Below are 12,967 nucleotides of genomic sequence, written 5' to 3' on the forward strand. Positions count from 1 at the left end.
TGTTGTTGCGAGAGGTGAGAGCGCTATGATTCGAAAGATCCTCCTGGTCGCCTCGGAAGACCCGAAGACCTCAAGCCATGTGCGCGTGGCACTGGATATCGCCCGCCGCAACGGGGCCTCGATAACCGGGTTCGTTGCGGTCGATAAGGATCAACTGTCCAACATCGGTCCGGCTCCTCTAGGCGGATTTCATTACCGCTACGAAATGATCAAGAATCGGGTGGCCCGAGGCCTTAGCACGGCCAAGGAGGCGGTCGCCGGACTCCGCAAGATCTGCGAAGCGAACGATGTCCCCTTCCTTGCCGAGGAGACGACGGGCGACCGCGACCAAAGCCTGGCGCAGGCCTGGCGGTTTCAGGACCTCACCGTGCTGTCGGACCACGTCTGGGAACCGGGCTCGAACGAGCCGGCCGATGCCGAAATCCTCCTGCACTTCGTTGCCATGGGGCTGCGTCCCTTGCTCGTCGTCCCCCAGGGCTTTGAGGGAACGCCCGCCAAGGCCATGGTCGGTCTGTCCGGGTCGCTCGACAGTGCGAAATCGTTCAAGCACTTCGTTCAGATGCGGCCGTTCGGCGACATTCCGTTGCATATCGTGACCGTGGGCGATCCGAAATCCGGCGAAGCACCGGCCGACCTGCTGCGCGGTGCGGCGGACTACGCAAGGCTTCATGGCTATGAGGTCACGACGGCCGCGCTGCCGAAGGCGGACAAACGTGTGCGGGCGCTGTTGGATCATGGCCACAGCGTGGGGGCCGAGCTGTTCATTGTCGGGTCGTCCTACCACCAGTTCCTGACGATGACGCGGTTCGGATCGCATGCCCTTGGGATGTTGACCCTGTCGAAATATCCGGTCTTCGTCTCGCACTGACGGTCGGCGGCATAGGCCCCGAAGAGGGCCGGAGGGGTTGCGCCAAACCAGAAGGCATCTTTCGAATATTGCTCATTTTGGCAAATCGCTGACCTGGGTATCCTCCGCGAGATGGAGGACGCCATGAACACACCACTTGACGATCAGGGCGGGCCGTTGAGCGGTCTGCGCATTCTCGAACTCGGCCATTTCATCGCCGCCCCCTTCTGCACCCGCGTGCTGGCGGATCTCGGCGCCGATGTGATCAAGGTCGAACCGCCCGGCAGGGGCGATCCGGTGCGCTCCTGGGGCATCATCCCCGAGGGCGAGACGGCGTCCGTGTGGTGGTCCGTGCATGGCCGCAACAAGCGCTCGATCACTGCCGACCTGAAGAAGCCGGAAGGCATCGCCCTGGTGAAGCGGCTGATCGCCGAGGTCGACGCCGTGGTCGAGAACTTCAAGCCGGGCCAGCTCGCCTCCTGGGGCCTGGGCCCGCGGGACATGACGGCGGTCAATCCCGACGTGATCGTGGTGCAGGTCTCCGGCTACGGCCAGACCGGCCCCGGCCATAACCGGGCCGCCTTCGGGGTGATCGGCGAGGCGGTCGGCGGCCTGCGCCACCTGACGGGCTATCCGCCCGAGGTCAGCGAGCTGCCGCCGGTGCGCACCGGCATCTCGATCGGCGACAGCGTGGCCGGGCTGTACGGCGCGATCGGCCTGCTCGCCGCCCTGTTCGAGAAGGGTAAGGGACGGGGGACGCCAGGCCGCCGGATCGACGTGGCCCTGACCGAGAGCATCCTCAGCCTGCTGGAGGGCTGCCTGCCGGAATACGGCGCGACCGGCGCGGTCCGTCAGCCGACCGGCTCGACCCTGCCGACCAACGCGCCGTCCAACGCCTATCCGACGGCGGATGGACGCTGGTTTCTGATCGCGGCCAATTCCAACGCCCTGTTCCGCCGGCTCTGCGGCGCCATGGGCCGGCCGGAGCTGGCCGACGACCCGCGCTACGCCGATAATCCCAGCCGGGTGAAGCACGCGGCCGAGCTGGACGCGGCGATCTCCCACTGGACCACCGGCCTGACCCTGGACGAGGTGGCGGCGCAGGTGGAGGCGGCCGACGTGCCCTGTTCGCGGATCTACGACATTGCCGATATCGCCGCCGATCCCCAGTTCCTGGACCGGGGCATGGTGCGCCGGGTCGCCGACCCGCGCCTGGGCGAGGTGCTGCATCCCGGCGTGGTGCCGGCGATGACCGGCGGGCCGGCCGGCGGCGTGCGCTGGGCCGGGCCGGATGTCGGCGCCCATACCGACGAGGTGCTGGCCGAGCTGCTCGGCATGGCGCCGGACGAGATCGACGCGTTGAAGAAGGAGGGTGTGCTGTGAGCGACCCCGTTGAGGTTTGCCCGGTCGAAATTTGCGACGTCGCCCCGCGCGACGGCTTCCAGGTGATCAAGGAGCCGATCCCGACCGAGACCAAGGTCAAGGTGGTCGAGCTGCTGGCCCAGGCGGGGCTGACGCGCATCGAGACCGGCGCCTTCGTCAGCCCGGTGCATGTGCCGCAGATGGCCGACACCGCCGAAGTTCACCGGCTTGCCAAGGTCGGATCCGACGTCCGGCTGTCCACCCTGGTGCCGAACCTGCGCGGCGCCCAGGACGCCTTCGCCGCCGGCATTCCCGATATCGTCTACGTGTTCTCGATCTCCGAGAGCCACAACAACGCCAATGTCCGTCGCCCGGTGGAGGCTTCCATCGGCCAGCTCGGCGAGGTGATCGCCCGGGGCCGCGACGTGCCGGGCTTCCGCCTGCGCGCCAACTTGGCGACCGTGTTCGACTGCCCGTTCGAGGGAACCACCGACCCGGACGCGGTCTATGCCGCCATCGAGACGGTGCTGGGCTTCGGCGCGCCGGTGGAGTTCGGCCTGTGCGACACCACCGGCCGGGCGATCCCGGATCAGGTGGCGGAGGTCTGCGCCACCGTCCTGAAGCGCTTCTCCGGCGACGGCATCGGCTGGGCCTATCACGGCCACGACACCTTCGGTCTGGGCGTGGCCAATGCGCTCTACGCCTATCAGGCGGGCATCGGGGTGTTCGACAGTGCGGCGGCCGGTCTGGGCGGCTGCCCCTTCGCGCCGGGTGCCACCGGCAACACGGCGACCGAGGACCTGGTTTTCACCTTCGAGAACATGGGCATCGCCACCGGCATCGACCTCGACCGGCTGCTGGACGCGGCGGAAGTCGTGGCCGAGGTACCGGGCGCGGAGACCGGCGGCCACCTGCGCACGGTGCCACGCCGCCGCGCCCTGCGGGCTGCGTGACCTCCCTGCGGTGATGTGGCGGTGAAAGCGCGGGCCGATCTCGGTCTGACCTCCCTGCGGCTGTTCGAGGCGGCGGTCCGGCTCGGCTCGCTCTCCGCCGCTTCGGCCGAGGCCAATATCGCGATCTCCGCCGTCAGTCGGCGGATCGCTGATCTGGAGCAGCAGTTCGGCACCCGCCTGCTCCACCGCGACGTGCGCGGGGTCGAGCCTACCCCCGCCGGCCAGATACTGGTCATCCATGCCCGCAACCTGCTGCGCCTGGCCGAGCGGGTGAGCGAGGACATGGCGCAGTTCTCCGACGGCGCACGCGGACTGGTGCGGGTCGCAGCCAATCCTTCCGCCGTGAACCAGTTCCTGCCAGACCTGTTCTCCCGCTTCCGGGAGGCTGCGCCGGAGATCCGCTTCGAGGTGCGCGAGGGCGTATCGGGCGACATCGTGCGCGAGGTGCTGGAGGGCCATGTGGATATCGGCATCTTCGCCGCCTCGGTGCCCCATGAGGGGGTGCAGGCCTTCCCGTTCCGCGCCGACTTGCTCTGCGTCGTGGTGCCCGCCGGGCACCGGCTGGCGGGGGCCGGCGCTCTCACCCTGCGCGACCTGCTGGAGGAGCCGCATATCGGGCTGGAGGACGGGAGTTCCCTGTTCGCCCAGGTCTGCCAGCGGGCGGAGGAGGCGGGCCGGCCGCTGACCGTGGCCTTCCGGGTGCGCAGCTTCGAAGCGGTGCGGCGGATGGCGGCGGCCGGGCTCGGTGTCGGCATCCTGCCCCAGGCGGTGGCCGCCCCCTATGCGGCGGTGGACGGGATCGCCGTCATCCCCCTGTCGGAGGACTGGTCGCGCCGGCCGTTCCTGCTCGGCGTCCGGGAGCGGTCCGCCCTGTCCGCCTCGGCGGAGGCGTTTCTCGCCTATCTGATCGGTGCGACCCCTTAGTTCTGGACGATGACTTTGGCTTCCAGCGGCTCGCCGTCGACCGCGATCGGCCGGTGGTCGTTGGTGTTCAGCGAGACGGAGACCGCCACCCGGCCCGGCGGCAGGCTGGCGATGTGCAGCCAGGGACCGTAGGCCCGGGCGATCTTCTCGCCGTTCGCATAGACATGGGCATGGCCCTCGCCCGGCACATGCGGGCCGCTGGCATGCTCCGGCGCGAAGCGGAAGCCGGTCGGCTGGATGTGCAAGGTCCAACCGCCCATCGGGTCGGCGCGCAGGTCGATGCTCAGAGCCGCCGAGGCGACCTCCAGGCTCGTGCCATGCTGATGCGTGGCGTCCGAATGCTGGGCCGGGTCGCCATGGTCGTGGCCGTCCAGGGTCACGCCTTGGGAGGCGGCCAGGAGAAAGCCGGCGCCGCCGCCGAAGACCAGGCCGATGAGAAACAGGGCGATGGCGCGGGTCATCGGCGGGTCACTCCGGCGCGTCGGCTGCGTCGCGGGACCAGACATGCCCCGCCAGAAGCCCCAGGACCAGCCATCCGGCCAGCGCCACGCCGAGGCTGCGGGCGGCGAACAGGGCCGACAGTTCCGGCGGGGTGGGGCCGGCGAAGTGGTCCGGCTCGGGTGCGCCGATCGCATGCGGGGCGAGGATGAGGATGACGGCCGCCACCCAGGCGATCCAGTGCTTCCCGAAGGCGATCAGTCCGGCCGCGACGGCGGCGGCGGAGACCGTGGCGAACCACCAGATCTGCCGTTGCGTGACATCGGCCGCGGCCGCGCCCGGCACTTCCGGTGCCAGGGAAAAGGCCGGCGCCAGGTGCAGGACCGCGAAACCGGCGAGGCCCCAGACCAGACCCTTGCGGCCGTCGATGGCTGCCCCGCGCTCCTCCGCCAGCGCCATCGCCGCGACCAGCAGCAGGGCGAAGCCGGTATAGGTCAGCATGGAGAAGAACACGCTGAGACCGTCGCGCACCGGGTCGAGCCGTCCCAGTTCCGGATGGGCGGACACGGCGTCCGGGCCGAAATGGGTGAGGGTGCCCTGCTCGTACAGTTCGGCATGCAGCAGCACTGGCTGCACGAACCAGAGCTGCAGGATGGCGGCAACGAGCCCGGCCCCCGCGCCGGCCAGCAGGGCGCAGGTCAGAAGACGCTGGAACATGGCCCGAAGACGATCAGTGGCAGGGAAAGATCAGTGGCAGGGGAAGCCGTTGGCGTGGCGGCTGTCGTGGGCGGCGGTGTGCAGGGTCTGGGTCTGCGCATGGCCGGCGACGAACAGCACCGACAGGCCGAGCAACGCGACGACCAGGGCCGGCATCATCCGGGACTTCGTCAGACCGCGCGCGGCCACATCCGTCATGCTCATCGTCGCCTCTTCCCCTCGGTGCGCGGGGTGCGGTCCCGGCGCAGGTCATCGTTGTGGGCAGAGTAAGCAATCCGCGCGGCCTTGCAAACCGCTCTCGACGGCGGTGCCGCGAGGCGGGATATAGAGGCCATGAACCTGCGCCAGATAGAGACCTTCGCCGCCGTGATGCGCTGTGGCACCGCCTCGCGGGCAGCCGAGACCCTGGGAGTGACCCAGCCGGCCGTCAGCCGCACCCTGGCTGAGTTGGAGCGATCGGTCGGCTTCGCCCTGTTCGCCCGCATCCGCAACCGGCTGGTGCCGACACCGGAGGCGCGGCTGCTGTATCAGGATGTGGAGGCGGCGTTCCAGGGCATCGACACGATCCGCGCCTCGGCCGCGCGAATCCGCGACCAGGGGTCCGGGGAGCTGCGGGTCGCCTCGCTCTCGGCGCTTGGCGGCTCGCTGGTGCCGCGCGCCATCGCCGCGTTCCGCAAGGCCCATCCGGCGGTGCGGGTGACCCTGCTGGTGCTGTCCTCGCGGGAGGTGCGCGACCTGGTCGCCTCCGGCCAGTTCGATGTCGGCCTCGCCGCCGACGAGATCGACGTGACCGGCGTCACCCACCAGGCGTTTCTCACCCGTGACGCGCTCTGCGCCGTTCCGGTCGGCCATCCGCTGGCGGATCGCGCGGTGGTCACGTCGGCCGACCTGCACGGTATGCCCTTCGTCGCCTATGTGCCGGAGGACCGCAGCCGCCAGCGGCTCGACTCGCTGCTGGCGGCGGAGAATGTGGTGCCGGAGATCGTGGTGGAGACGATCTACGCCTCCACCCTCCATGCCCTGGTGGCGCAAGGGGTGGGCGTCGGCCTGATCAGCGCTGCGGCGGCCGAGGGGCTGGACGGTTCACGGGTGGTGCTGCGGCCCTTTGCGCCGGCGGTGCCGATCCGCAGCCTGCTCATCCTGCCCTCCGACCGGCCGAAATCGGAGATCGTGCGCGACTTCATCGACGCTTTGATGGCGGCGCGGTAGCGGCCGGACCATCAGCTTCACGCATGAAGTCATGCGCCGGCGTCAGTGTACGGGACGGCGCGGGCGCGCTAGCACGGGGGACCCATTGAGGAGATCCCCATGCGCGACCAGACCCGCTGCGTCCAGCACCCGCCCGCCACGCTCGACGGCTTCGCCAGCCTCGCCGTGCCGACCTATCGGGCGTCCACCATCGTCTATCCGGACGGTCAGTCCTTTCTGACCCGCAATTCGAGGGGTTTCGACGACTACACCTACGGCATGCACGGCACGCCGACCACGCGGGTGCTGGAGGCGCAGCTCACCGCCTTGCATGGCGGCGCGCGCACGATCCTCGTGCCCTCGGGCCAGGCGGCGATCAGCCTGGTGATGCTGACCCTGCTGCAGCCGGGTGATCACGTGCTGATCCCCGACCACGCTTATGGCCCGGTGCGCAGCCTGTGCCGCAATTACCTGGCGCCGCGAGGGGTCGAGCACACGATCTACGACCCGATGATCGGCGGCGGCATCGACGCGCTGATCCGGCCGCAGACCAGGCTGATCTGGGTGGAATCCCCCGGCTCCGGCACCATGGAGGTGCAGGACGTCCCCGCCATCGCCGCCGCGGCGAAGGCCAGGGGCGTGCCGGTCGGCTGCGACAATACCTGGGCCACGCCGCTGCTGTTCAAGCCGCTGGCCCATGGGGTGGATGTGGCGGTGGAGGCGCTGACCAAATATGTGGGCGGCCATTCCGACCTGCTCATGGGCTCGATCACGGTGGCCGACGTGGCGCTGCGCGACCGGATCAAGCTGGTGATGCGCGATCTCGGCATCGGCGTGTCGCCGGACGAGGCGTCGCTGGCCCTGCGCGGGCTGGAGACCATGGCCGTGCGCCTCGCCCATATGGGCCGGGTGTCGGAGGAGTTCGCCCGTCGCCTGGCCGGTCACCCGGCGGTGGAGACCGTGCTGCACCCGGCGCTGCCGTCCTGCCCGGGGCATGAGTTTTGGAAACGGGACTTCGCCGGCTCGGCCAGCGTGTTCAGCATCGTGCTGAAGCCGGGGCTGGAGGGGCGGATGGAGGCGGCGCTGTCGGCGCTGAAGGTCTTCGCCATCGGCGCGTCCTGGGGCGGCACCCGCAGCCTGATCGCCCCGGCCGACGTGAAGGTCGACCGGGTAGCGGTGCCCTGGCCGTACGAGAGCGGCCTGATCCGCATCAATATCGGCCTGGAGGATCCCGAGGATCTCTGGGCCGATCTGGAGGCGATGCTGGCGGTGTTCGGCGGCTGAATGAAACCGGCTTCCCGGAACGATTCCGGGAAGCCGGGGGTGGGAGGAGCGCTCAGTTGCTCTTCATCTTCATGTCATGGGTGCCGTGATGGCTGCTGTCGCCGCTGCCCTGCATGGCGCCGACGCCGCCGATGGGGACATCGACGGTTACCTCGCCGGCCTTCTCGAAGATCAGGGTCAGCGGGAAGCTCTCGCCTTCCTTCAGCGGGGCTTTCAGACCCATCATCATGATGTGGTCGCCGCCCGGCTCCAGAGTGGCCACGCCGCCGGCCGGCACCGCGATCGCCTCGACCGGGCGCATCTTCATCACGCCGTTCTCGTGCAGGTGCGTGTGCAGCTCGGCACGCTCGGCGACCGGAGTCTTCGCGCCGATCAGACGGTCGGCTTCCGCCCCGGCGTTCCTGACGGTCAGGAACGCCGCACCGTTCCGGGCCGGACCGGCGGTGGCGCGGGCGAAGGGCGCCTCCACGGCGACACCGTCGGCCATCGCCGTCTGCATGCCGCCATGGCCGTGGCCATGACCGCTCTTTTCGGCGGGGGCGACGACCATCAGGTTCGGAGCCGGGTGCGGCAGGTCATGCGGGTCCTGCCCCGGGGCCGCGGTCTCGGTCCAGGCCACCTGCGCACCGTCGGGGCAGAACTGGGTGGTCGGGAACGCGATCGTGGTGCCGGCAAGGTCGCCGGTGATCCGGGCGCGGAACACGAACTCGTCGTAGAAATCGTCCGGCAGCGCGCCGCCCGACCAGCGGATCTGCGTCACGCCCTCGCTCATCGGCGTGCCGTAATAATCGTAGGTCTTGCCGTAGGCACCCCACACCGTCTCGAGCTTCCAGCCGGGCTTCGGCATCGGCTTGGTCGCGATGACGCCTTCGGGAATGTCGATGGTCAGCGCGATGGTCGGTTTGCCGTCGCAGCCATGCGGCACGCGCATTACCGCCTTGTACATGCTGTCGGCGGTGGCCTGCCCGGTCTCCAGCGAGGAATGGGCCGAGGCCGGCGCGGTGGAGAAGGCCGCACCCAGCAGGGCGAGGGAGGCAATCGTGGTCTTGATGGTCATGTCGGTCGCTTTCCGTCATTCGGCGCGCGTGGTCGCGGGCCGCTGAAACCTTGCGCATGGGGGGTGCCGCGCGCGATCGGGGGTGTCAGGCGGAAAGCAGGGGTGGCGCGCGCGGATTGAGGTCCGTGATGCGCTCCAGTGGTGCTGGGATATCGCCGCACGATACCGGCGGCATCGGGGCCAGGAGGGCCGGTTCCGGCAGGTCGGCGACGGTGGTCTGCGGCGGGATCGGTCCGGCATGGGCGAACAGGCAGCCCGGACAGACCGGGGCGCCACGACGGGCGTCGTGGTCGCCGTCGTCGTCGCTGGCCAGCAGGATCAGGCCGGCCGGGGAACAGATCTGCAGCGCCAGCGCGCTGGTCTCGTCGCCGGCGGCCTGCTGCTCGCGGGCGATCGACTCGCCGGCCAGCCCCGCGACGATGCCGAGACCGAGCTGGAGGACGAGCGCATAGACGCCGAGGACGGCGGCGATGTCGCGCCATCCGTATCGCCGCTTCGCCAATAGGCGGCGGCCGGGCTTTCGGGTCCGTCCGATCATGGCCGGAACCTACTGCATCCGATTGTGCCGTCCAAGGGTCAGGTGGTCGCGGTCACCGGTGCGGCCAGGTCCAGGCCGGCCAGTTTCCAGCCGCGGCGGAAGTCGACGATATGCTTGCGCATCCACTCCTCCGCGGTGTCCGGGTCGCGGGCCTTCAGCGCATCGACGATGGCCCGGTGGGCGTCATACATCCGGGAACCGGCATCCAGGTGCTGGAAGATCCGCTCGAAGGCCGGATAGAACAGCGCGCCGAGCGGCTGGCGGGCGAGCTGGATCGCCCGGTTGCCGCTGGCCTCGGCGATCAGGTCGTGGAACGCGAGATCGAGTGCCGCGATCGCCGCCGCGTCGGCTCCTTGGCTGCGGGTTGCCGCCAGGTTGGCCTCCAGGGCCGCAAGCTGCGCCTCCGTGGCGTGCCGTGCCGCCAGGGCGGCCGTGCCCGGTTCCAGCACCAGCATGGCGCGCCACAGCTCCTCCACCGTCACCTTGTGCAGCACCATGGCGGTGGTCATGCGGTCGCTCAGGGTTTCCGGCGGCGGGGCAGTGACGAACAGCTTCTTGCCGCCCGGCCGACGCGCCACCACGCCGGTCTCCTCAAGCGAGCGGATCGCCTCGCGCACGGTGGAGCGGTTGACGCTGAGCAGCGCCGCCATGGCCATTTCCGAGGGCAGGACGCTGCCGACTTCGATCTCGCCGCTGACGATCTTCTCGCGCAGGGCGCGGGCGGCGACCCGGTAGGCCGGCTCGGTCTGGATCGGGTCGAGGGAGAAGGTGGACGTCATTCGCGCCCAGCCTGGGCCTGGGTGCGGGCCTCATCGCGCAGGGCGCGGCGCAGTACCTTGCCGGTATGGCCCTTCGGCAGGTCGTCGCGGAACTCGATCCGGCGCGGATACTTGTACGGCGAGGCGACCCGCTTGACGTGGTTCTGGATGTCGGCGACCAGGGCGTCGTCGGGCGTGACGCCACGCTTCAGCACGATATAGGCCTTCACCACCTCGCCGCGCTCATCGTCCGGGGCGCCGACGACGGCGCATTCCTGGACCGCCTCGTGCTCCAGCACGGCGTTCTCCACCTCGATCGGGCCGATACGGTAGCCGGCGGAATTGATCACGTCGTCGGAACGGCCCTCGTACCAGAAGTACCCGTCGGCATCCCGCGAGGCGAGATCGCCGGTGAGGAACCAGCGGCCGTCCGGCCCCGACACATGGCTCTGTTCGGTGCGCTCCGGATCGTTCCAATAGCCGAGCATCATGGTCGGACACGGGGTGAGCAGGGCGACATGGCCGACCTCTCCATCGGGCAGCCGATGCCCGTCGTCGCCGATCACCGCCAGGGTGCATCCGGGAGCGGCCATGCCCATGGAGCCGAGCTTCGGCGTCACCTCGGTGGTGGTCAGCGCCGTCATCAGGGTTTCGGTCTGGCCATAGGCTTCGGCCACCGGCACGCCGGTCGCCCTGGTCCATTGGTCGGCGACCACCGGGTTCATCGCCTCGCCCGCCGAGACGGTGCGGCGCAGGGCCGAGAGGTCGTGTGCGGCGATATCCTCCTGCACGACGCGGTACAGCTCGGTCGCGGGCGCGCAGTAGACCGTGATTCGGTGCCGGGCCAGCAGCCGCAGGCGCTCCGCCGGGTCGAACGGTCCGTCGTAATGGAAGCTGGCCGCCCCCTCCGACCAGGGGCCGATCAGCACGCTGGTGCCGGCCTTCGACCAGCCGGTATCGGCGCCGCACCAGATCCGCTCGCCCGGCCGCAGGTCGAGCCAGTAGCGCGCGGCGTAGCGCCAGCCGAAGACGGCGCGGGCGGCGTGAACCACCCCCTTGGGATACCCGGTGGAGCCCGAGGTGTAATACATCATCGCCGGGTCCTCGGCGGCGACGGTGGCGGCCTCGGCCTCCTCCGATCGGTCATAGGCCTCGGTCATGTCCCGCCAGCCGGCGCGCGGGCCAACGCTGAAGCGGATTGCGACCGCGTCCAGACCCGGCTCGATCCTCTCCGCATGGCCGGCGCGGCAGACCACGGCGACGGCTCCGGAATGCTCGGCCCGATAGGCGATCTCGCGGGCGGTCAGCATCTCGATGCAGGGGATCGGCACCGCGCCGATACGCATGGCGGCGACCAGGGAGATCTGCCACTCGGGAATCCGCGGCATGACGATCAGCACGCGGTCGCCCTTGGCGATGCCGGCTTCGCGCATCGCATGGGCGACCCGCTTGGTCAGGTGGGAGATGTCGGAGAACTGGAACCGGCGCTCGTCGCCGGCGGCGTTCTGCCAGATCAGGGCCAGCGGGTCGCCGTCGGTCGCCCAGTGGTCGACCACGTCGGTGGCGAAATTGAAGGTTTCCGGGATCGCCCAGTCGAACCCGTCGGGTGCCTGATCGGCCTGCTCTGCCTGTGCCATCGGTTTCCTCCTCTGCGCCCCGGTATGCCGTGCCGCCTTGGTCGGCGGTTCTCGGCTGTCTAGCGGCGCCTCATCCGTTGCGCGCCGCTGCCCGCTTCAGCGCCTTGCGGGCCAGCGACCAGCGGTGCACCTCGGACGGGCCGTCATAGATCCGGAATCCGCGCACCTCGCGGAAGATCCGTTCCACCGGCAGATGGGCGCTGGTCCCGGCACCGCCGAGCACCTGCACGGAGTTGTCGACGATCCGCCAGATCGCTTCCGAGCACTGGACCTTGGCCATGGAGCTTTCCTCCGCGGCCCGGTCGCCCTGGTCGAGCAGCCAGGAGGCCTGCTGCAGGGAGAGGCGGGCGGTGCGCATGTCCATCTCGTTGTCGGCCAGCATGAAGCCCACCCCCTCGTGCTTGCCGAGGATCTGGCCGAAGGCCATGCGGGTATTGGCGTAGTCGCAGGCGGTGTCGTGGGCGCGCCGTGCGGAGCCCAGCCAGCGCATGCAGTGGGTCAGCCGGGCCGGGGCGAGCCGGACCTGGGCGTAGCGGAACCCGGCCCCCGGCGCGCCGAGCACCGCGTCGGCATCGACCCGCAGGTCGTCGAACCGCATGTTCCAATGGCCGCCGGCGAAGCTGGTGTCCAGCGTGTCCATCTGGCTCTCCAGCACGATCGCCGGGTCGTCCATCGGGGCGAGGAACATGGTCGCCTCGCCGTCATGGGGGCCGCCCTCGATCTTCGCCATGATGATGACGAAGGTGCTGTCCTTGGCCCCTGTGATGAACCACTTCCTGCCGTTGATCACGTAGCCGTTGCCGTCGACCTTGGCGGTGGCGGCGAGCATCGTCGGGTCGGCGCCGGCGCCGTCCGGCTCGGTCATGGCGAAGCAGGACCGCGCGCCTTGGCACAGCGGCTTCAGGTATTTCTCGCGCTGTTCGGGGCTGGCGACCTCGTTGAGCAGGTGGATGTTGCCCTCGTCCGGCGCGCCGCAATGCATGGCCGACGGGCCGAGCAGGGAATAGCCGGCCTCCTCGAACACCCAGGAGCGCTCCAGATGCGACAGGCCCAGGCCGCCGAATTCTTTCGGCGCGTGCGGCGCGAACAGCCCGGCCGCCTTGGCCTTGGCGTTCATCTCGGCGCGCAGGTCCTCGCTCGGTCCGTGCTCGCCCCAGCGCGGGTCCTTTTCGTACGGGATGATCTCATCGGCGATGAAGGTCCGGGTCCGTTTGACCAGGTCCTGGATGTGGTCGGGTGTCGAGAAGTCCATCGGTTTCCATCC

General features: G+C 69.7%; 14 protein-coding genes. 6 read left to right on the forward strand and 8 right to left on the reverse strand.

Annotated features, from left to right (window positions below; all coding sequences use genetic code 11):
- Positions 1-25 precede the first annotated feature (25 nt).
- The 4 genes from BLS34_RS07450 to BLS34_RS07465 all read left to right on the forward strand — a co-directional run bounded on the left by BLS34_RS07450 (position 26) and on the right by BLS34_RS07465 (position 4,086).
- Positions 26-868 (forward strand): universal stress protein, encoded by an 843-nt coding sequence (locus tag BLS34_RS07450; RefSeq protein WP_093149325.1) that lies wholly within the window; start codon positions 26-28, stop codon positions 866-868.
- Between the two features lie 123 nt (positions 869-991).
- Positions 992-2,230, forward strand: coding sequence for a CaiB/BaiF CoA transferase family protein (locus tag BLS34_RS07455; protein ID WP_093149329.1), 1,239 nt, complete (start codon positions 992-994; stop codon positions 2,228-2,230).
- Positions 2,227-3,162 (forward strand): hydroxymethylglutaryl-CoA lyase, encoded by a 936-nt coding sequence (locus BLS34_RS07460; protein WP_093149331.1) that lies wholly within the window; start codon positions 2,227-2,229, stop codon positions 3,160-3,162. The genes BLS34_RS07455 and BLS34_RS07460 overlap by 4 nt, the downstream gene beginning before the upstream one ends.
- Positions 3,163-3,183: 21 nt before the next feature.
- Positions 3,184-4,086 (forward strand): LysR family transcriptional regulator, encoded by a 903-nt coding sequence (locus BLS34_RS07465; RefSeq protein ID WP_175474143.1) that lies wholly within the window; start codon positions 3,184-3,186, stop codon positions 4,084-4,086.
- On the opposite strand, the gene BLS34_RS07470 is transcribed toward BLS34_RS07465, so the two are convergent.
- From BLS34_RS07470 to BLS34_RS07480, 3 genes are read right to left on the reverse strand one after another with little or no spacing between them, the layout of a single operon-like run.
- Positions 4,083-4,547 carry a hypothetical protein gene (locus BLS34_RS07470; protein ID WP_028793239.1) on the reverse strand — a complete coding sequence of 155 codons (465 nt, stop codon included), beginning with the start codon at positions 4,545-4,547 and terminating at the stop codon, positions 4,083-4,085. The two genes, BLS34_RS07465 and BLS34_RS07470, sit on opposite strands and share 4 nt — an antisense overlap.
- 7 nt (positions 4,548-4,554) lie before the next feature.
- A complete protein-coding gene (locus BLS34_RS07475; protein ID WP_093149336.1) occupies positions 4,555-5,241 on the reverse strand; it encodes a CbtA family protein in 687 nt (228 codons plus the stop codon).
- 30 nt (positions 5,242-5,271) lie between these two features.
- Entirely contained in the window at positions 5,272-5,445 is a 174-nt protein-coding gene (locus BLS34_RS07480) for a CbtB domain-containing protein (protein WP_084618688.1), read from the reverse strand.
- A 129-nt stretch (positions 5,446-5,574) separates the two neighbouring features.
- Between BLS34_RS07480 and BLS34_RS07485 the strand changes: the two genes are divergently transcribed.
- A complete protein-coding gene (locus BLS34_RS07485) occupies positions 5,575-6,450 on the forward strand; it encodes a LysR substrate-binding domain-containing protein (RefSeq protein ID WP_093149338.1) in 876 nt (291 codons plus the stop codon).
- 99 nt (positions 6,451-6,549) lie between these two features.
- Entirely contained in the window at positions 6,550-7,713 is a 1,164-nt protein-coding gene (metC, locus tag BLS34_RS07490; RefSeq protein ID WP_093149340.1) for a cystathionine beta-lyase, read from the forward strand.
- A 52-nt stretch (positions 7,714-7,765) separates the two neighbouring features.
- Here metC and BLS34_RS26435 read toward each other — a convergent pair whose 3' ends face one another.
- From BLS34_RS26435 to BLS34_RS07515, 5 genes are all read right to left on the reverse strand, one after another.
- On the reverse strand, positions 7,766-8,770 hold the full coding sequence (locus BLS34_RS26435; protein WP_093149342.1) for a copper chaperone PCu(A)C domain-containing protein: 1,005 nt from the start codon (positions 8,768-8,770) through the stop codon (positions 7,766-7,768).
- A gap of 85 nt (positions 8,771-8,855) precedes the next feature.
- The gene (locus tag BLS34_RS07500) at positions 8,856-9,308 is read right to left on the reverse strand and encodes a DUF2946 family protein (protein WP_093149345.1); all 453 of its coding nucleotides are present in this window, start codon (positions 9,306-9,308) and stop codon (positions 8,856-8,858) included.
- A 38-nt stretch (positions 9,309-9,346) separates the two neighbouring features.
- Positions 9,347-10,087 (reverse strand): FadR/GntR family transcriptional regulator, encoded by a 741-nt coding sequence (locus BLS34_RS07505; protein WP_028793245.1) that lies wholly within the window; start codon positions 10,085-10,087, stop codon positions 9,347-9,349.
- Positions 10,084-11,703: an acetate--CoA ligase gene (locus BLS34_RS07510; protein ID WP_093149348.1), complete on the reverse strand. Its 1,620-nt coding sequence runs from the start codon at positions 11,701-11,703 to the stop codon at positions 10,084-10,086. Before BLS34_RS07510 ends, BLS34_RS07505 begins: the two co-directional genes overlap by 4 nt.
- 70 nt (positions 11,704-11,773) lie before the next feature.
- Positions 11,774-12,955 (reverse strand): acyl-CoA dehydrogenase family protein, encoded by a 1,182-nt coding sequence (locus BLS34_RS07515; protein WP_093149350.1) that lies wholly within the window; start codon positions 12,953-12,955, stop codon positions 11,774-11,776.
- Between the last annotated feature and the right edge of the window lie 12 nt (positions 12,956-12,967).

This window comes from Thalassobaculum litoreum DSM 18839 (assembly GCF_900102465.1).
GTDB classification, from domain to species: Bacteria; Pseudomonadota; Alphaproteobacteria; order Thalassobaculales; family Thalassobaculaceae; genus Thalassobaculum; species Thalassobaculum litoreum.